Source organism: Enemella dayhoffiae, assembly GCF_002250625.1.
Classification (GTDB): Bacteria; Actinomycetota; Actinomycetes; order Propionibacteriales; family Propionibacteriaceae; genus Enemella; species Enemella dayhoffiae.
The window spans coordinates 125,618-144,539 of sequence record NZ_NMVQ01000012.1; the positions used below are offsets into that span (position 1 = coordinate 125,618).

General features: G+C 69.4%; 14 protein-coding genes and 1 pseudogene. 6 read left to right on the plus strand and 9 right to left on the minus strand.

All coding sequences use genetic code 11. The features are described 5' to 3' along the window. Positions 1-90: 90 nt before the first annotated feature. Positions 91-1,344 (plus strand): thiolase family protein, encoded by a 1,254-nt coding sequence (locus CGZ93_RS08590; protein ID WP_094363952.1) that lies wholly within the window; start codon positions 91-93, stop codon positions 1,342-1,344. Beyond that, the gene (locus CGZ93_RS08595; RefSeq protein WP_324252442.1) at positions 1,341-3,482 is read left to right on the plus strand and encodes a 3-hydroxyacyl-CoA dehydrogenase NAD-binding domain-containing protein; all 2,142 of its coding nucleotides are present in this window, start codon (positions 1,341-1,343) and stop codon (positions 3,480-3,482) included. Before CGZ93_RS08590 ends, CGZ93_RS08595 begins: the two co-directional genes overlap by 4 nt. 27 nt (positions 3,483-3,509) lie before the next feature. Here the strand turns inward: CGZ93_RS08595 and CGZ93_RS08600 are convergent, their stop codons facing one another. Both CGZ93_RS08600 and dxs read right to left on the minus strand, forming a co-directional pair. Continuing rightward, complete coding sequence (locus CGZ93_RS08600) at positions 3,510-3,944, minus strand: hypothetical protein (RefSeq protein ID WP_094363720.1); 435 nt, start codon at positions 3,942-3,944, stop codon at positions 3,510-3,512. A gap of 177 nt (positions 3,945-4,121) precedes the next feature. Continuing rightward, the gene (gene dxs, locus CGZ93_RS08605; RefSeq protein ID WP_094363721.1) at positions 4,122-6,041 is read right to left on the minus strand and encodes a 1-deoxy-D-xylulose-5-phosphate synthase; all 1,920 of its coding nucleotides are present in this window, start codon (positions 6,039-6,041) and stop codon (positions 4,122-4,124) included. 151 nt (positions 6,042-6,192) lie between these two features. Here dxs and CGZ93_RS08610 point away from each other — a divergent pair, with 151 nt between their 5' ends. Beyond that, positions 6,193-6,555 carry a GatB/YqeY domain-containing protein gene (locus tag CGZ93_RS08610; protein WP_094363722.1) on the plus strand — a complete coding sequence of 121 codons (363 nt, stop codon included), beginning with the start codon at positions 6,193-6,195 and terminating at the stop codon, positions 6,553-6,555. Here the strand turns inward: CGZ93_RS08610 and CGZ93_RS08615 are convergent. Further along, positions 6,539-6,916, minus strand: a complete 378-nt coding sequence (locus tag CGZ93_RS08615) for a hypothetical protein (RefSeq protein WP_212753197.1) — start codon at positions 6,914-6,916, stop codon at positions 6,539-6,541. The genes CGZ93_RS08610 and CGZ93_RS08615 overlap by 17 nt on opposite strands. Positions 6,917-6,994: 78 nt before the next feature. Here CGZ93_RS08615 and CGZ93_RS08620 point away from each other — a divergent pair, with 78 nt between their 5' ends. Next, positions 6,995-7,420 (plus strand): HIT family protein, encoded by a 426-nt coding sequence (locus CGZ93_RS08620; protein WP_094363723.1) that lies wholly within the window; start codon positions 6,995-6,997, stop codon positions 7,418-7,420. A 115-nt stretch (positions 7,421-7,535) separates the two neighbouring features. On the opposite strand, the gene CGZ93_RS08625 is transcribed toward CGZ93_RS08620, so the two are convergent. The 4 genes and pseudogenes from CGZ93_RS08625 to CGZ93_RS08640 form a co-directional block, all read right to left on the minus strand. Next, a complete protein-coding gene (locus tag CGZ93_RS08625; protein WP_094363724.1) occupies positions 7,536-10,409 on the minus strand; it encodes an aconitate hydratase in 2,874 nt (957 codons plus the stop codon). 157 nt (positions 10,410-10,566) lie between these two features. Continuing rightward, positions 10,567-12,780 (minus strand): annotated as a pseudogene (locus CGZ93_RS08630) (6-phosphofructokinase); the annotation flags it as partial. Between the two features lie 70 nt (positions 12,781-12,850). Next, positions 12,851-13,969 (minus strand): class I SAM-dependent RNA methyltransferase, encoded by a 1,119-nt coding sequence (locus CGZ93_RS08635; RefSeq protein ID WP_229117307.1) that lies wholly within the window; start codon positions 13,967-13,969, stop codon positions 12,851-12,853. Further along, positions 13,962-15,989: an APC family permease gene (locus CGZ93_RS08640; protein ID WP_229117308.1), complete on the minus strand. Its 2,028-nt coding sequence runs from the start codon at positions 15,987-15,989 to the stop codon at positions 13,962-13,964. The genes CGZ93_RS08635 and CGZ93_RS08640 overlap by 8 nt, the downstream gene beginning before the upstream one ends. Positions 15,990-16,106: 117 nt before the next feature. Between CGZ93_RS08640 and CGZ93_RS08645 the strand changes: the two genes are divergently transcribed. Both CGZ93_RS08645 and CGZ93_RS08650 read left to right on the plus strand, forming a co-directional pair. Next, positions 16,107-16,754 (plus strand): potassium channel family protein, encoded by a 648-nt coding sequence (locus CGZ93_RS08645; protein WP_171196238.1) that lies wholly within the window; start codon positions 16,107-16,109, stop codon positions 16,752-16,754. A gap of 53 nt (positions 16,755-16,807) precedes the next feature. Then, positions 16,808-17,503 carry a potassium channel family protein gene (locus CGZ93_RS08650; RefSeq protein ID WP_094363729.1) on the plus strand — a complete coding sequence of 232 codons (696 nt, stop codon included), beginning with the start codon at positions 16,808-16,810 and terminating at the stop codon, positions 17,501-17,503. Positions 17,504-17,509: 6 nt separating this feature from the next. Here CGZ93_RS08650 and CGZ93_RS08655 read toward each other — a convergent pair whose 3' ends face one another. Together CGZ93_RS08655 and CGZ93_RS08660 are read right to left on the minus strand one after the other, a co-directional pair. Then, positions 17,510-17,899: an OB-fold nucleic acid binding domain-containing protein gene (locus CGZ93_RS08655; protein ID WP_094363730.1), complete on the minus strand. Its 390-nt coding sequence runs from the start codon at positions 17,897-17,899 to the stop codon at positions 17,510-17,512. A gap of 82 nt (positions 17,900-17,981) precedes the next feature. Next, the gene (locus CGZ93_RS08660) at positions 17,982-18,866 is read right to left on the minus strand and encodes a DUF3710 domain-containing protein (protein WP_094363731.1); all 885 of its coding nucleotides are present in this window, start codon (positions 18,864-18,866) and stop codon (positions 17,982-17,984) included. Positions 18,867-18,922 lie beyond the last annotated feature (56 nt).

Sequence of the window (18,922 nt, forward strand, 5' to 3'; positions counted from 1 at the left end):
TCCTGTCGCCATCGTCCCAGACTCGCCAGCCGGCGAAAAGGGCAACCGAATCCTCGCCAAACACTGTTACTTGTGGGTAACATCGGGGTCATGTCAGCTGAGAACCGCGATGTCGTCTTCGTCGACGGCGTACGAACTCCTTTCGGAAAGGCCGGCTCGCTCTATGCGGAGACCCGCGCCGACGACCTGGTGGTGCACTGCATCCGCGAGCTGCTGCGGCGCCACCCCGAGCTCCCGCCCGAGCGGGTCGATGAGGTGGCGATCGCCGCGACCACCCAGACCGGTGACCAGGGCCTGACCATCGGCCGCAGCGCCGCCCTGCTGTCCGGGCTGCCGCAGTCGGTGCCCGGCTTCGCCATCGACCGGATGTGCGCGGGCGCGATGACCGCTGTGACCACCACCGGCTCCGGCATCGGCTTCGGCGCCTATGACGTGGCGATCGCCGGCGGCGTCGAGCACATGGGCCGACACCCGATGGGTGAGGGCGTCGACCCCAATCCGCGCTTCCTCACCGAGAAGCTGGTCGACGATTCGGCACTGGTGATGGGCAGGACCGCCGAGAACCTGCACGACCGCTTCCCCGCGATCACCAAGCAGCGGTGCGACGAGTTCGCCGTCCTCTCCCAGGAGCGGGTGGCCAAGGCGTACGCCGACGGCGTCATCCAGGAGTCGCTGGTGCCGGTCGGCGTACGCTCCACCGAGCTCGGCTGGGGCCTGGCCACCGCCGACGAGCCCCCACGCCCCGGAACCACCGTCGAGGCGCTGGCCGAGCTGAAGACCCCGTTCCGTCCGCGCGGCAACGTGTCCCCCGGCAACGCCGCCGGCCTCAACGACGGCGCCACCGCCTGCCTGCTCGCCTCCGCGGCCGCGGCCGAGGAGCTCGGCCTGCCGGTGGCGATGAAGCTGGTCGGATTCTCCTTTGCTGGTGTGGATCCCGCGGTGATGGGTGTCGGGCCGGTGCCGGCCACCGAGAAGGCGCTCGCCCGGGCCGGTCTGAGCATCGACGACATCGGCGCGTTCGAGATCAACGAGGCGTTCGCGGTGCAGGTGCTCGCGTTCCTGGACCACTTCGGGATCGACCAGTTCGACGAGCGGGTCAACCCCTACGGCGGCGCGATCGCGCTGGGGCACCCGCTGGCGTCCTCGGGCGTCCGCCTGATGATCCACCTGGCCCGGCAGTTCCGGGAGCGCCCGCAGGTCCGCTACGGCATCACCACGATGTGCATCGGGCTCGGCATGGGCGGCACCGTGATCTGGGAAAACCCCCACCACCAGTCGGGGGACGACCCCCGACCCCCCGCGGGCGCAAGCGCCCAGACTTCCGGAGAGGGCGACGCGAAGTGACCGAGACGATGTATGACGATTTCGACCAGATCCTGGACCGCTCTGCCGCGGCCACCGAGGACAGCGAGGTGATCACCCACTCGCTGGCCCGTGACATCGACCTGCCGCGGGGCGCCGGCAAGGCGGTACTGATCACCCTGGACAACGGGCTGGACCACAAGCGTCCCTCCACCCTCGGCCCCGGCACGCTGCGCGAGCTCAGCCACGTGCTCGACCGGGTGCAGGCGCGCGATGACATCGTCGCGATCGCGATCACCGGCAAGCCGTTCATCACCGCCGCCGGTGCCGACCTGTCGCTGATCTCGGGCATCACCGAGCACGAGCAGGCGGTCGACGTGGCCCGGATCGGGCACGGCACCTTCCACAAGCTGGCCAACTCGAAGATCCCCACCTTCGCGTTCATCAACGGCCTCGCCCTGGGCGGCGGGCTGGAGATCGTGCTCAGCTGCCAGTATCGGACGGTCTGCGACAGTGCGGCCGGAATCGCTTTCCCGGAAGTGTTTCTGGGAATCCTGCCCGGCTGGGGCGGCACCTGGATGGCGCCTAACCTGGTCGGTGTCGACACCGCGGTGAAGCTGGTGATCGAGAACTCGATGAACCAGAACAAGATGCTCGGCGGCAAGCAGGCGTTTGAGCTTGGGCTGGCCGATGCGGTGTTCGAGGGTGCCGACTATCTGGCCCGCTCGATCGACTGGATGGCCGGTGTGGTCAACGGCGACATCGCCGTCGAGCGGCCCGAGATCGACCGTTCCGAGGACACCTGGGCGGCGGCGATCAAGAAGGGCAAGAAGTTCGCCGACGCCAAGGTGTCGGGTGCCGCACCGGCCCCCTACCGGGCGCTGGACTGTCTGGCCGCGGCGCGCACCGCGACTCGGGAGGAGGCGTACCTGCTGGAGGACCAGGGCCTCGCCGACCTGGTGATGACCGACGAGCACCGCGCCTCGTTGTACGCCTTCGACCTGGTCAACAAGCGCGCGAAACGGCCGGCGGGGGCGCCGGACAAGGAGCTCGCCCGCAAGGTGACCAAGGTCGGCGTGGTCGGCGCCGGACTGATGGCCTCCCAGCTGGCGCTGCTGTTCGGCCGCCGCCTCGGCGTACCGGTGGTGATGAGCGACCTCGACCAGTCGCGCGTGGACAAGGGGCTCGGTTATGTGACCGCCGAGGTGGACAAGCTGCTGGCCAAGCAGCGGATCTCCCCGGACAGGGCCAACGGGCTGAAGGCGCTGTTCAGCGGCACCACCGACCAGGCCGACTTCGCCGACTGCGACCTGGTGATCGAGGCCGTGTTCGAGGAGCTGGGCGTCAAGCGGCAGGTGTTCGGCGCGCTGGAGCAGCACGTGCGCCCCGACTGCGTGCTGATGACCAACACCTCCTCGCTGTCGGTGAGCGAGATGGCGTCCACGCTTCAGCATCCCGAGCGGGTGGTGGGTTTCCACTTCTTCAACCCGGTCGCGGTGCTGCCGTTGCTGGAGATCATCCGCGGCGAGCAGACCGACGACGAGACCCTGGCGACCGCGTTCGCGGTGGCCAAGGGGCTGCGCAAGAACGCGGTGCTGGTGAAGGACTCCCCCGCCTTCGTGGTGAACCGGGTGCTGACCCGGTTGATGGGTGAGATCATGGCGTGCGTCGACGAGGGTACGCCGATCGAGGTCGCCGAGCGGGCGACGGCCCCGATGGGGCTGCCGATGTCGACGTTCGCCCTGCTGCAGCTGGTCGGGCCCGCGGTGGCGCTGCACGTCGGCAGCACCCTGCATCAGGCGTTCGGCGACCGGTTCGGCGAGTCGAAGTGCCTGTCGGCGCTGGTCGAAGCGAAGCTGCCCGGGATCTATACCACCGACGAGTCCGGGCGGCCGCAGCTCAACCCCGAGGCGCTGGCCGTGCTGACGCAGGGTGACAACCCGTCGACGGCCGAGCAGGTGCTGGAGCGGGCCGAGAGGGCACTCGCCGAGGAGATCGGGCTGATGCTGGACGAGGGGGTGGTCGCCGCGCCGATGGACATCGACCTGTGCCTGATACTGGGCGCCGGCTGGCCCTTCCACAACGGCGGCATCACTCCCTATCTGGATCGCCGCGGCGCCTCGGAATCCGTGCGTGGCAAGCGTTTCCTGCCGCCAGGGGTGGCCAGCCTACCCGCCTGAGGGGTAGGCCGCTGGGTGCGGTGAGGGTCAGCTGAGCGCCTGCTCCAGTTTGCCGATGGCCGCCTGTTCGGTGCTCGAGGTGCCCTTGGCCGCCTCGGCCACGTCGCGGGCGACGGTGAGCACCAGCTCGCGATAGGGCTGCACCAGCTGCGGGGTCTGGGTCTCGAGCAGTCGGCGTACCTCACCCACCAGCTCGATCACGTGGCCCTCCAGGTTGCTGCGATCCGCCGGCAGATGGGGTAGGCCGCCACCTCGGAGCATCCGCTGCAGCTCCGGCGGAGCCGCCTGCAGGGCCTTGCCGGTCGCGAAGGACTCCTTGAACGTGTCGAGGAAGCCGGGATCGGCGTTGGACACCAGCGCCCCGGCGAGCATCACCGCGTTGCGTACCCGCTGCTGGTCCTCCTCGGTGAGCTGAGTGGGCTGACCCGTCGAGGTCTGGTCGTTCGTGGGCTGGTCGCTCATCGGTCGCTCCTTTTGGTTGTGGTTGGGTCAGGCTCGGGTGATCAGGAAGAATTCACGCAGCAGCCCCTCCTCCCCAGGGCACGTTGAGGGTGCGATCGAGCCGGCCGGTGACCACGCGTACCGGCACCCCGTCAAGCACGGGATCGCTCACACCGGAAACGGTAGCCCGCCGGCGGCTCAGCGTTCGCTGTCGCTGGACTGGGTACGCCGCTCCGGCAGCTGCTCGGTGGTCCGGGCGACGAACTCGACCACCTGCCGCGCGATCTGCTGGGAGGTGAGTCCAAGTTCCTCCAGCACCTCGGCGCGGGAGCCGTGGTCGAGGAACTCCTGCTTGATGCCGAACTCGCGGACCGGGGTCCACACGTCGTTGGCGCGCAGCTCCTGGGACAACCGGGAGCCGACCCCGCCGACCACCCCGGAGTCCTCCAGGGTGATCACCAGTTCGTGCTCGGCGGCCAGCCGGACCAGGGCCGGGTTGATCGGCAGCGACCAGACCGGGTCGACGACGCGGACGCCGATTCCCTGCTGGCTCAGCCTTTCCGCGACCTCCAGGCCCATCCCGACGAACTGTCCGAGGGCCACCACCAGCACCTGGGGCCGACCCGACTGGGCCAGCACGTCGATGCCGTCGCGCCGCTCGATCGCGTCGATGTCGGCCGGCACCTTCTCCTTGGAATAGCGGATCACGCTGGGCCCGTCGTTGTGGTCCACCGACTGCCACAGCGCCTCACGCAACCGGGTCGCATCGCGGGGTGCCGCCAGGCGGAGCCCGGGCACGACGGTCAGGATCGAGGAGTCCCACATGCCGTTGTGGCTGGCGCCATCGGTGCCGGTGACCCCGGCCCGGTCCAGCATCAGGGTGACTCCCTGCCGGTGCAGGGCGACGTCCATCAGCAGTTGATCGAAGGCCCTGTTCAAGAAGGTGGAATAGACCGCGACCACCGGATGCAGACCGGCCGCGGAAAGCCCGGCGGCGGAGGTGAGTGCGTGCTGCTCGGCGATCCCCACGTCGACGGTGCGGTCCGGGAAGGCGGCGGCGAACCGATCCAGTCCGGTCGGATAGAGCATCGCCGCGGTCAGCGCGACGATATCGGGCCGGCGCCGGCCGACCTCCACGAGCTCGGCCGAGAACACGTCGGTCCAGGTCTTCTTGGAGCTCGAGGACAGCGGTTCACCGGTGATCTCGTCGATCTGGCCGACCGAGTGGAAGTGGTCCTCCTCGTGCTCCTCGGCGGCCTTGAAGCCGCGGCCCTTCTCGGTGATCACGTGCACGATCACCGGGCCGCCGAAGCCCTTGGCCTGCTGCAGGGCCCGCTCCAGCGCGGCGAGGTCGTGCCCGTCGATCGGGCCGACATACTTCATCCCGAGGTCGGCGAACAGGCCCTGCGGCGCCAGCACGTCCTTGAGCCCGATCTTCACCCCGTGCAGCCATTCATAGGCAGCCCGCCCGACCAACGGCGTACCGCTGATCGAACGCTTCAGGAAATCCAACCCCTGCTCATATCGCCGGTCGGTGCGCAGTGCGCTCAGATGGGAGGCGAGCCCGCCGACGGTCGGGGTGTAGGAGCGGCCGTTGTCGTTGGCGATCATCACCAGCGGCAGGTCGCGCTGGACGGCGATGTTGTTGACCGCCTCCCAGGCCATCCCGCCGGTCAGCGCGCCGTCGCCGATCACGGCGACCACGGTGCGGTCCAGGTTCTGCAGCCGGAACCCCTTGGCCATCCCCTCGGCCCAGGAGAGCGAGGCGGACGCGTGCGAGCTCTCCACCCAGTCGTGCTCGGACTCGGCGCGGCTGGGATAGCCGGACAGCCCGCCGCGCTGGCGCAGGGTCGGGAAGTCGGCGCAACGACCGGTGAGCATCTTGTGCACGTAGCTCTGGTGGCCGGTGTCGAAGATGAATGGGTCGTTGGGCGAGTCGAACACGCGGTGCAGCGCCAGGGTCAGCTCGACAACGCCGAGATTGGGCCCCAGGTGTCCGCCAGTGCGGCTGACGTTGGACACCAGGAACGCTCGGATCTCCGCGGCGAGCCGGTCCAGCTCGGTGCGAGAGAGGTCGCGCAGGTCACCAGGTCCCTCGATGCGATCCAACAAAGCCATGCCCGCCAGTTTACGGCGTGGTAGGTGGTGGTCGTGTCAGCCCGCGGGTCGAAACGGTGTCTTTCCGTGGGGGGATCCCTACGCGCCCGGGCAGACCGGAGACACCAAAAAGCCGATGCGCTGCGCGACCCTCGCCGTTAACGTCACCGGCATGAGCGAGTTGAAACGGGCCCTGCGCGACGAGCTGCACCGAGCGATGCGGGAGCGGGATCGGGTGAGCACCCGCGCCCTGCGTTCGGTGGTCGGCGCCCTGGAGAACGCCGAGGCCGACGGTGTCATCGCCCCGCGGGCCGGAGCGGTGGAGTCGGCCGCGATCGGGGTCGGGGCCGCCGAGGCGCGGCGTCGCGAGCTGACCGCTTCGGAGGCGTACGCCGTGGTCACCGCGGAACTCGACGAGCGGGCCGCCGCCGTGCGCGACTGCGAGCGGGCGGGTCAGTCAGCGGCCGCCGAACCGGTGCGCGAGGAGATCGCCGCCATAAGGTCCGCCCTGGCCAGGGTCACAACCGACGGATGAAGATCTTGCCGCGCAGCGCCTCCTCGACCAGGGCGACGGCCCGGCGTACCCGAACCAGCTGCGCGGTCTGTTCCTGCCAGGCCTCGGCCGCCGACTCGACCACCTGCGGCGGCACGTGCTCGACCAGGCTGGTGCGTACGCCGGACAGCCCGGCCTGGCTGGCGCGCAGCTGGCTCTCCACGAACTGGGCAGCGAACCGGGCGAGCACCACCGGGTGCCGCCGCAGCACCGGATAGGCCCGATAGTCGGCCGGGCAGCGGTCCAGCAGGTACGCCACAGCGGTCGCCTCCCAGTCGGGGGCACCCGGCGGACGCACCGAGTCGGGCCACCCCGGCGGGACATAGATTGAAGTCTGCATCATGACCACCCCATTGATTAGTACGTGTGTTCGATCATAGGTGGTCGCTCCGACAGCGGCAAGAGGTGACAGGATGTGAGGATGCCAGCCGGGACCGACATCGACGTCGTCTGCGCGATCGCCGCGGGAGAACTCGCCGGTGAGGTGGTGCTGCGCACCGATCGGGTGATCGCCTTCCTGGACCACCGGCCGGTGTTCAAGGGCCACGTCCTGGTCTGCCCGCTCCCCCACGTCGACCAACTCACCGACCTGCCGGCGGATCAGCTCCCGGTGCTGTTCGTCGAGGTGCAGCGGGTCGCCGCGGCGCTGCCGCGGGCGCTCGGCTGCACCGGCACCTTCGTGGCAATCAACAACGTGGTGTCCCAATCGGTGCCGCACCTGCACGTGCACGTGGTGCCGCGGACCAGGGGGGACGGGCTGCGCGGCTTCTTCTGGCCCCGGGTCCGGTACGCCGAGGGCGAGCTTCAGGCGTACGGGACGCTGATCCGCGAAGCCGTCGGAGAATGACCATGACCAGATCGAGGCCATTTTCTCCCTGGGAGAAAACGACCCCGATCTGGTCATGATCGTTGCGTCCGGTGGCCGACCGCACTGGCTTCGACAGGCTCAGCCAGCGTGCGGCTCAGCCGGCGTCGGACTCGGCCATCCGGCGCAGCACGTAGTGCAGAATGCCGCCGTTGAGGTAGTACTCACGCTCCCCGGGGGTGTCGATCCGCACAACCGCGTCGAACTCGGTCTTCTTGCCGTCAGGGGCGGTCGCGGTGACCTTCATGGTCTTCGGCGTACGCCCTTCGTTCAGCTCGGTGATCCCGACGATGTCGAAGGTCTCCTCACCGGTCAGACCCAGCGAGTCGGCCGACTTCCCCTCCGGGAACTGCAGCGGCAGGACGCCCATGCCGATCAGGTTCGAGCGGTGGATCCGCTCGAAGCTCTCGGTGATCACGGCCTTGATCCCCAGCAGTGCCGAGCCCTTGGCCGCCCAGTCCCGCGAGGAACCAGAGCCGTACTCCTTGCCGCCCAGCACCACAAGCGGGGTGCCTGCGGCCTGGTAGTTCACCGAGGCGTCATAGACGAAGCTGACCGGACCGTCGGGCTGGGTGAAGTCACGGGTGTATCCACCCTCGGTGCCCGGGGCGATCTGGTTGCGCAGCCGGATGTTCGCGAAGGTGCCGCGCATCATCACCTCATGGTTGCCGCGTCGCGAACCGTAGGAGTTGAAGTCCCGCCTCTCCACTCCCTGCTCGGTCAGGTACTTCCCGGCCGGGGTGTCGGCCTTGATCGAACCGGCCGGCGAGATGTGGTCGGTGGTCACCGAGTCGCCGAGCTTCAGCAGCACCCGCGCGCCGGTGATGTCACCGACGGCCTCGGGCTGGGCCGGCATCCCCTCGAAGTACGGAGGCTTGCGCACATAGGTCGAGTCGGCGTCCCACTCGAAGGTGTCCCCCTCCGGGGTGGACAGCGACTGCCAGCGCTCGTCGCCGGCGAACACGTCGGCGTACCGGCTGGCGAACATCTCCGCCGAGATGGACGAGCCGACGAGTTCCTCGATCTCCTCGGTGCTCGGCCAGACGTCGCGCATGAACACGTCGTTGCCCTGCTCATCGGTGCCGATCGGCTCCGAGTCGAGGTCGATGTCCATGGTCCCGGCCAGGGCATACACCACCACCAGCGGCGGGCTGGCCAGATAGTTCATCTTCACGTCCGGGCTGATCCGGCCCTCGAAGTTGCGGTTGCCCGAGAGCACCGCGGTGACGGCCAGGTCGTGCTCGTTGATCGCCTGCGACACCTCGGGGATCAACGGTCCCGAGTTGCCGATGCAGGTGGTGCAGCCATAACCGACCAGGTCGAAACCGATCTTGTCCAGATAGGGCTGCAGCCCGGCCTTCTCGTAGTAGTCGGTGACCACCTTCGAGCCCGGCGCCAGCGAGGTCTTCACCCACGGCTTGCGGGTCAGGCCCTTCTCCACGGCCTTCTTGGCGACCAGTCCGGCGGCGATCATCACCGACGGGTTGGAGGTGTTGGTGCAGGAGGTGATCGCCGCGACGCAGACCGCGCCGTGGTCCAGCTCGAACGACTCACCGGTGGACAGGGTGACCGGGATCTGCACCGACGGGCGCCCCGGCACGGCCTTGCGCACGGCACCGGCGACGGTGCCGACGACCTCGGCGGCGACGTCCTTCACCTTGTCCACGATGGTGGCCGCGGTCGAGGTCTCCTCGTCACCGGGGGCGGCCGCGGTGGGGTCGGAGGCCGGGAACGAGTCGGCGGTCTGCTCGTCCTGGGCGGTCATCGACACGTAGTTCTTCACGTCCGAGCGGAACTGCTTCTTGGCGTTGTCCAGCAGGATCCGGTCCTGGGGGCGCTTCGGCCCGGCGATCGACGGCTTCACGTCGGCCAGGTCGAGCTCCAGGTGCTCGGAATAGCGGGGCTCGCGGTCGTCGTCGTGCCACAGGCCCTGGGCCTTGGCGTACGCCTCCACCAGCTCGATCTGCTCCTCGGAGCGACCGGTCAGCCGCAGGTAGTCGGTGGTCTTGTCGTCGATCGGGAACACCGCGATGGTCGAGCCGTATTCGGGGCTCATGTTGCCGATGGTGGCGCGGTTGGCCAGCGGCACGGCGGAGACGCCGGGGCCATAGAACTCGACGAACTTGCCGACCACCTTGTGCTCGCGCAGCATCTCGGTGATGGTAAGCACCAGGTCGGTCGCGGTGACGCCGTCGCGCAGCTCACCGGACAGCTTGAAGCCGACCACGCGCGGGATCAGCATCGACACCGGCTGACCGAGCATCGCGGCCTCGGCCTCGATCCCGCCGACACCCCAGCCGACCACACCCAGGCCGTTCACCATGGTGGTGTGCGAGTCGGTGCCCACACAGGTGTCGGGGTAGGCCTGCAGCACCTTCTCGCCGGAACCCGTCGACACCTCGCGCGGGAAGACCACGCGGGCCAGGTTCTCGATGTTGACCTGGTGCACGATGCCGGTGCCCGGGGGGACCACCTTGAAGTCGTCGAACGCGGTCTGACCCCAGCGCAGGAACTGGTACCGCTCCTTGTTGCGTTCGTACTCGACCTCCACATTGCGCTGGAAGGAGTCACGGGTGCCGAAGAAGTCGACGATCACGGAGTGGTCGATCACCATCTCGGCCGGTGACAGCGGGTTCACCTTGTCGGCGTCCCCGCCCATCTCGACGATCGCCTCGCGCATGGTGGCCAGGTCGACCACGCACGGCACGCCGGTGAAGTCCTGCATGATCACCCGGGCGGGGGTGAACTGGATCTCCTTGTCCGGCTCGGACTTGGGGTCCCAGTTGCCGAGAGCGCGGATGTCGTCGGCGGTGATGTTCTTGCCGTCCTCGGTGCGCAGCAGGCACTCCAGCAGCACCTTCAGGCTGTAGGGCAGGCTCTCGGACCCCTCCACCGCGTCGAGCTTGAAGATCTCGTAGGTCTTGCCGGCCACCTCCAGGTCGGCCCGCGCTCCAAAGCTGTTCTCACTCATTGCTCAACTCCCATGCTGATTGGGTTGTCCGCGGCGCCCGCCGGCCCCGCCAAGTCTCTTGACATCAAGATACCACGTCGGCAGTGGCGGACGAGCGCGTGGGTCCATTCTCCGCCGTGTCTCCCTCAGGCGTACGCCGGGGGTCCGGGCCGGGTGGTTCGGCGACCAGCCGCAGCACCTCACCCAGGTCGCGCCACCACGGGTCGACGGAGCGGCGCAGGGTGATGTCGGTGCCGGCGAACAGCTGCTCCATCGCACCCGCGCGCACCTGGCCGTCGACCAACCCGATCCGGAAGGAGTCGGTGCCGCCGGCGGCCAGCTGCTCCCCCAGCAGCTGGATCGAACGCGACACCAGCCGGGTGGCCAGGATCCGGTCGAACGGCGTCGGGTTGCCGCCCTGCTGGACGTGGCCGAGCACGGCCTGGCGGACGTCGAACAACCCGCCGGCCTCCTGGGCGAACAACCGTGCCATGAAGTCGGTGGTGTAGAGCGGGTTGGCCTCCTCGTTGCGGACCGCCAGGAACAACCGGCGCCCGTTGCGGAAGCTGTGCCGCAGCCGCTCCACGTCGGCGGCCAGCTCGGCCAGGGTGACCCCGTCCTCGTGCAGATAGACCCGCTCCGCACCGCCACCGAGCGCCCCCATCATCGCCAGATAGCCGCAGTGCCGGCCCATCACCTCGACCACGAAGCAGCGCCGGGCCGCGCTGGCCGACTGCTTGATCCGGTCGATCGACTCGATGATCTCGTTCAGCGCGGTGTCGGCGCCGATCGACAGCTCGCTGCCCGGGAGGTTGTTGTCGATGCTGGCGGGCAGGCAGATCATCGGGATCCGAAAGGCCGGATAGCGGTCGCGCTCCTGCCAGAGCCGGTGCGCCGAGGCGTACCCGTCCCAGCCGCCGATCATCAACAACCCGTCGATCCGGTGCCGTTCCAGGGTGCGGCCGATGGCGTACAGGTCGGACAGTTCCGGCACCTCCCGCCGGGTGCCGAGCTCGGCACCGCCCATCGGCGCCCACCCCTCCACCTCGTCCCAGCACAGTTCGCGCAGGTCGTCGCGGACCAGCCCGGCAAAGCCGCCCTGGACGCCGATCATCCGCATCCCCTGCTCGATGCCGAGTCGGACCGCCTCGAAGGCGGCCGTGTTCATCCCGGGTGCCAGGCCGCCGCCGTGCACCACCGCGATCCGCGGGCCATCCGCGCGGGCGTTGACGGTTGGCGGCTCCGACATCTGGGTGAACACGGTGAGCAGTTCGCCGAAGGAGCCGCCGCGGGCGGCCACGGCGGCGTCGTGGTCGCCATCGGCGATCAGTCGCGGCACCGCCCGGGTGGCGGCGAGCTGCTCGACCAGCGGCAACGGTGCCGGGTGGTTCCCCCGGGTGCCGATGACCACGGCCTCCTCGCCCGGGTCGGCGCCGAGGACGTGTCGGGCGGCGGCGGCACCGAGCCAGGTGCTCATCCACCGGTCGTACGCCGAGGGCGCACCTCCGCGCTGCACGTGGCCCAGGATGGTCACCCGGGTGTCCTCGCCGAGCCGTTCCTCCAGCACCCGTTGCACATCGGTGGCGTGGAGGGGTACCCCGGAACGATCGGTCGTCCCCTCGGCGACGATCACGATGGACTCCCGCCGCCCGGCGGCGCGGCCGCGGCGCAGCTCGGCGCACATCCGCTCCTGCCAGCCGTCGGCGGGCGGGTGCTCGGGGACCAGCAGATAGTCGCAGACGCCGGCGATGGCGGCCATCAGCGCCAGATAGCCGCAGTGCCGACCCATCACCTCGACCACGAAGGTGCGCTGGTGGCTGGCCGCGGTGGAGGAGATGGCGTCGATCGCGCCGACGATCCGGTGCAGGGCCGTGTCGGCGCCGATGGTCATGTCGGTGCCGACCAGGTCGTTGTCGATCGAGCCGACCAGGCCGATCAGTCCCAGGTTCGGGTACGCCGCGGCCCGCTCCTCGGTCTCCTCGCCGGCCGCCACCAGTTCGGCGAGCAGCCCGGGCCACTCGCGGCGGAACTCATCGGCCCCGGACAGGCTGCCGTCGCCGCCGATCACCACCAGCCGGTCGATGCCGTGCTCGAGCAGGTGCGCGGCCGCCCGGCGCATCCCGGCGCGTTCGCGGAAATCCTTGCTGCGAAAGGTTCCGATGATGGTGCCGCCGCGGTGCAGCACCGAGCCGACGTCGTCCCAGTCGACCTGCCGGATGCCGTCACCGCCGTCGACCAGCCCCTGGAACCCTTCCTGGACGACGAACACGTCGGCACCGAGGTTGAGTGCGGTGCGGACCACGGCACGCACCGCCGCGTTCATCCCGGGGGCGTCTCCCCCGCTGGTCAGGACCCCGACCCGGTGGGCCAGACGATCGTGTTCGGCGGGCATGACCACTCCTTCGGCGATTCCCTGCTGGTCTCCATCCTTGCCGGTCGCCGGGTCGCCCGGGCAACCGGGGTCAGGCCGGCTCGAGGATCGCCACGCACTCCACGTGGTGGGTGCGCGGGAACAGGTTGAACGCGCGGATCGAGCTGGGCCGCCAGCCGAGCTCTGCGGCGTACGCCAGGTCGCGCGCGAGCGCTGCCGGGTCGCAGGCGACGTAGCCGATCGCCCGCGGCGTACGCTCGCTGAGCTGCTGCAGGACCTTGCGCCCGGCACCGGCGCGGGGCGGGTCCAGCACGACCAGGTCGGTGCGCCGCGGCAGCTTGTGCAGCACCTTGTCGACCCGCCCGGTGGTGAACCGGGCCTCGCGGACGTTGCGGCGGGCGTGCGAGATCGCCGGCTTGTCCGACTCGACGCCCCAGACGGTGACCCCGGCATCGGCCAGCGCACCGGCGAACAGTCCCACCCCGCAGAACAGGTCGAACGCGCGCTCCCCCGGCTGGGGCCGCAGGCCGTCCAGCAGTGCGGCGACCAGGGTGTCCGCGGCGGCCGGGTGCACCTGCCAGAACCCCTGCGCCTGCACCTCGAACCGGCGTCCGGCGGCCTGCTCGGCCACCGACTCGTCGGCGTCGCCGACCAGCAGCAGCTGCTCGGAGTCGGAATCCACCACGGTCAGCGGGGTGTCCTCGGCCACCTCCGGTACGCCCAGCTCGCGCGGGTCCACCGTGGCGATCGGGCAGCCGTCGGTGGGAATGGTGATCAGCTCGTGCGAGCGGTGCGCGCGCAGCGCCGGCCCGTCCGGCCCGGCCAGGTAGCGCATCCGGGTCCGCCAGCCGGTCAGGGTCGGCGGGACCGCCTCCACCTCACCGGCCCAGTCGATGCCGGCCAGCCGCTGCAGCTGCTCGGCGACCACGGCTCGCTTCAGCTCCACCTCGCCGGATTCGCTGACGTGCTGGAAATCGCAGCCACCGCAACCGCCGGGGCCGGCCACCGGACAACCGGAGGGCTGCCGGTCGCGCGAGGGTTCCAGCACCTCGAGCGCGTCGGCCCGCCAGAACCGGTCGGTGGAGGTGTCGGTGAGCTGCAGGCGTACCCGTTCTCCCGGCAGCGTGTGCCGGACGAAGATCACCCGGCCGTCGTGGCGGGCCACGCAGTGCCCGCCGTGCGCCACCGGTCCGACGACGACCTCAAGCACGCGGCGGCTCACCCTCGCTGGAGTCGGTGGTGCCGACCATCCGGAACGCCATCGGGTCCTCGCGCGCGAACCGCTCCCGGGCGGCCTCGGAGGACTTCAGCAGATAGGGCACCGAGGTGACCATCACCCCGGGGGTGAAGTGCAGCCGGGCGCGCAGCAGCAGCGCCGTCTGGTTGTGCAGCACGCCCTCCCACCAGTGCCCCACCACATATTCGGGCACGTAGACGCACACCACGTCGCGGGGGCTCTGCTTGCGCAGCTCGGACACATACTTCACCACCGGGCCGATCACCTCCCGATAGGGGGAGGCGATCACCTTCAGCGGCATCCGCAGCTCGGCGCGCTCCCACGCCGCGAACAGCTGCTCGGTCTCCTCGTCGTCGACATCGACCGTGATCGCCTCCAAGGTGGAGGGCCGCGACGCCTTGGCGAACATCAGCGCCCGCAGGGTCGGCTTGTTCACCTTCGACACCATCACCACCGCGTGCACCCGGCTCGGCAGCACCCGCTCGTCCCCCGGCGCCCAGGCGATCTCGCGGGCCACCGAGCGATAGTGCCGGTTGATCAGCTTCATCAGTCCGAACACCACGGCCATCGCCAGGATCGCCATCCAGGCGCCGTAGATGAACTTCGACAACAGCACGATGACCAGCACCGTGCCGGTGAAGCTGAGCCCGACCGCGTTGATGATCCGCGACCGCTTCATCAGCGAGCGTTGCTTCGGGTCCTGCTCGGTGCGCAGGTGCCGCGACCAGTGCCGCATCATCCCGGCCTGGGAGACGGTGAACGAGACGAACACCCCGACCACATAGAGCTGGATCAGGCTGGTCACGTCGGCGTTGAACGCCAGCACCAGCGCCATCGCGGCCAGCGCCAGGGTGATGATCCCGTTGCTGTAGGCCAGCCGGTCGCCGCGGGTGTGCAGCTGCCGCGGCATGTACCCGTCACGGGCCAGGATCGACCCCAGCACAGGAAATCCGTTGAACGCGGTGTTGGCCGCCAGGAACAGGATGATCATCGTGGCGGCGATCAGGAAATAGAACCCGGGCCGGAAGTTGTCGAACACGGTGCCGGCCAGCTGACCCATCACGGTGTCGGCGGCGACCTCGACCTTCTGCCCGTTGAGCGCGAAGTGCGACTCCGGGTCGTCGATCAGCCGGACATGGGTCAGGTTTGCCAGGGCGATGATCCCGACCAGCATCGACACCGCGATCCCGCCGAGCAGGGCCAGCGTGGTGGCGGCATTCCTGCTCTTCGGCTTGCGAAAGGCGGGTACGCCGTTGGAGATCGCCTCGACCCCGGTCAGCGCGGCGCAACCGGAGGAGAAGGTACGCGCCAGCAGCACCACCATGGCCAGCCCGACGAACGGGGTGAAGTGCTCCGAGCCGACCACCTCGTACTGCGCGGTGGGCGACTGGAGCTCCTGGCCGAGCACCAGGATCCGGAACAGCCCATAGAGGGTCATCCCGATCACCCCGACCATGAAGCAGTAGGTGGGGACGGCGAACACGCTGCCCGATTCGCGGACCCCGCGCAGGTTCACCGCCATCAGCAGGAAGATGATCACCGCGGCGATCATCCCCTCGTGCCCGGCGATGAACGGGATCGCGGCGCGCGCGTTCTGCACCCCCGAGGACACCGACACCGCGACGGTGAGCACATAGTCGACCAGCAGCGCGGAGGCGACGGTGAGGCCGGCGTTGGGGCCGAGGTTGACCGTGGCCACCTCATAGTCGCCACCGCCAGAGGGGTAGGCGTGCACGTTCTGCCGGTAGGAGGCGACCACCACCAGCATGACGATCGCCACCGCGAGCGCGATCCACCAGGAGAAGGAGAAACCGATCAGGCCGGCCAGGGACAGGGTGAGCAGGATCTCATCGGGGGCGTACGCCACCGAGGACAGCGCGTCGGAGGCGAAGACCGGTAGCGCGATCCGCTTCGGCAGCAGGGTTTCGCCGAGCTGCGCCGAGGCGAGCTTGCGACCCAGCAGCAGGCGTTTGATCCCCTCGGATGCACTCACGCATGGAACTGTAAACCCGGTTGCACACCTGTTGTCACATCGCGGCCTCCCCCGGGCCACGTCGTGGACACGCCGGTCGCGGCGTCCCATAGGCTGGTGCTCGTGCACATCGTGATCATGGGCTGCGGCCGGGTGGGCTCGCGGCTGGCGAAGAGCCTGGAGAAACGCGGCCACACGGTGGCGATCATCGACAGCAACGCCGAGGCGTTCCGGCGACTCGGCCCCGGTTTCGGCGGCCGGACGGTCAAGGGCGTCGGTTTCGACCGCGACGTGCTGAGGCGGGCGGGAATCGAGAAGGCCGACGGATTCGCCGCGGTGTCGAGTGGCGACAACTCCAACATCCTGGCCGCCCGGGTGGTGCGGGAAACCTTCAACGTCGACAACGTGGTCGCCCGGATCTATGACCCGGGCCGGGCCGAGGTCTACGAACGGCTCGGCATTCCCACCGTGGCCACGGTCCGCTGGGCCTCGGACAAGGTGTTGCGGCGGTTGCTGCCCGAGGGCTCGGAGCCGGTGTGGCGTGACCAGTCCGGAGCGGTACGCCTGGTCGAGGTGCACGTGCACCACGGGTGGGTGGGGCACACCATCGGCGACCTGCAGTCCGCGATTCGCACCCCGGTGCCGTTCCTGCTGCGCGTCGGCAGCGGCATGGTGCCGCGCGCCGACACCATCTTCCAGGACGGCGACCTGGCCTACGTCGCCTGTGAGACCGACCGGATCGGTGAGATCGAGGGTGTCCTCGGCCAACCGCCGAAACGGCACTGACGCACGGTGAATCCGTCCGCCCGAACCAACCTCGCGACGAAAAGGGGAAGCAGATGCGTATCGCGATCGCCGGAGCCGGCCACGTGGGCCGCTCGATCGCCAGGGAGTTGATCGAGCACGGGCACCAGGTGCTGTTGATCGACAAGCAGCCCGAGGCGATCAAGACCGAATCGGTGCCGGATGCCGAATGGCTGCTGGCGGACGCCTGCGAACTGTCCTCCCTCGACGAGGCCGGCCTGGACAGCTGTGACGTGGCGATCGCCGCCACCGGTGACGACAAGGTCAACCTGGTTCACTCCCTGCTCGCCAAGACCGAGTTCGGCGTACCACGCACCGTTGCGCGGGTGAACCACCCCTACAACGAGTGGATGTTCGACGACGTGTGGGGTGTGGACGTGTCGGTGTCCACCCCGCGGCTGATGTGCGCGCTGGTCGAGGAGGCGGTGGCGGTCGGTGACCTGGTCAGGCTGTTCACCTTCCGCAACGGCGACACCAACGTGGTCGAGTTCACCCTGCCCGACGAGAGCCCCTGCGCCGGGATGCGGATCGGTGAGCTGACCCTGCCCGGGGAGACCGTGCTGGTGGCCCTGATCCGCGACGGACGGGCCAGCGCCCCCGATCCGGACGGGTCACTCGAGGCCGGCGACGAGTTGCTGTTCGTCACCTCCGCCGAGCACGAGCAGGAGCTCGCCGAGGCGCTCGCCCCGCACGGCACCGCGGCCCGGGTGGTCTCCGGAAAGCTCGCCTGAGCAGGCTCAGGACCGCGGCACCTGCAGCAGTTCGTAGCGCGGGTTGTACATGACGCGGTCCCCACGGTTGTGCGCGATCCGGCCCTGCACGGTCAGGTTGGTGCCGGCCTGGATCCCCGGGATGGCGCGGCGCCCCATCCAGATCAGGCGCACCGAGCCGGACCCGTCGCGGAAGTCGACCTCGAGCTGGCGGGCCTCCCCCGGCGGGTTGAGGGTGACCGAGCTGATCGTGCCACGCAGGGTGACCCGCTGCCGGTCCTTGCAACCGGAGACCTGGCTGCAGCCGGCCTGTGCCGCCTCGCGGCGCAGGTCCTCCGCCTCCAGGTCGTCGTTGGAACGCACCATCCGGCGCAACATCTCGCCGATTCCGCGGCGCTGCCTGGTTTCCTGAGTCATCGTCCTCACCCCTGATTCCCCGAGACGATCAAGCGTACGCCCGATCCGGCGCAATGCATCCGCCCGTTCCGTTCTGTGCGGTTCAGCCCTGTGCCGGGTCCTCGACCTGGAGCTCCGGCGGCAGGGTCAGCGCGAGCACGTCACCGACCGGCATCGGGGCGTCGCCACGGCGGACCACGACATCGCAGAACGCGTCATGGAACGGCCCGACCAGTTCGTCGTCGTTCTGGTCACTCAGCGCGGCCTGCCCGAACAGCACCCCGCGCAGCAGCCAGCGCGGGCCCTGGGCGACCCAGGTCCGCGACGGCTGGAAGGCGATCTGGCCGTCGGGGGTCTGCACCGGCACGTTGCGGACCAGTTCGGTGCCGAACGGGCCCTCGACACAGTCCGCGGTGCCCCCGGCGGCCTGGGTCTGCTCGATGATCTGCTGCCGGATCTCGGTCCACAGCCCGGGGCTGCGCGGGGCTGCGAAGACGGACAGCTCCAGCGCGGACTCCCCCGACAGCATCAGCGTGGAGACGATCTGCTGGGTCTCCTCGGCCACCTGCAGCCGCAGCTCGCTCTCCGGAATGGGGGTGAGCACCAGCGCACCCAGATCGAGCCGCTGCACCTCGTCCGCGTCCAGGTCGACCTCGTCGATGTCGAACGGGCCGTCCTCGCGCCAGTCCCGGCTGAGGTCGAGGGCGGCCCACTCGTCCTCGGCATCCTGGTCCTCCTCGTCGTCCTCGGAGTCGTCGTCCTCGGAGTCGTCGTCCGCATCCTCGTCCTGGTCACCCTCGGTGTCGTCGGAATCGTCCTCGTCGGAGTCTGCGGCGTCACTGGCGTCGCGCTCGAGGTCATCGTCCACCGGGTCGGACGCGGTCGCGTCGACGTTCTCGTCGCTCGACTCCTCCTCGGTGGTCTCGATCTTGTCGACGGTCGGTTCATCGACCTGCTCGGCCTGCTTCTTCCTACGGCCAAAGATCATCGTGTCGTCCCACTCCGCTTCGTCTTGGTTCGGCGTACGCCTCCCCATCTTGGCAC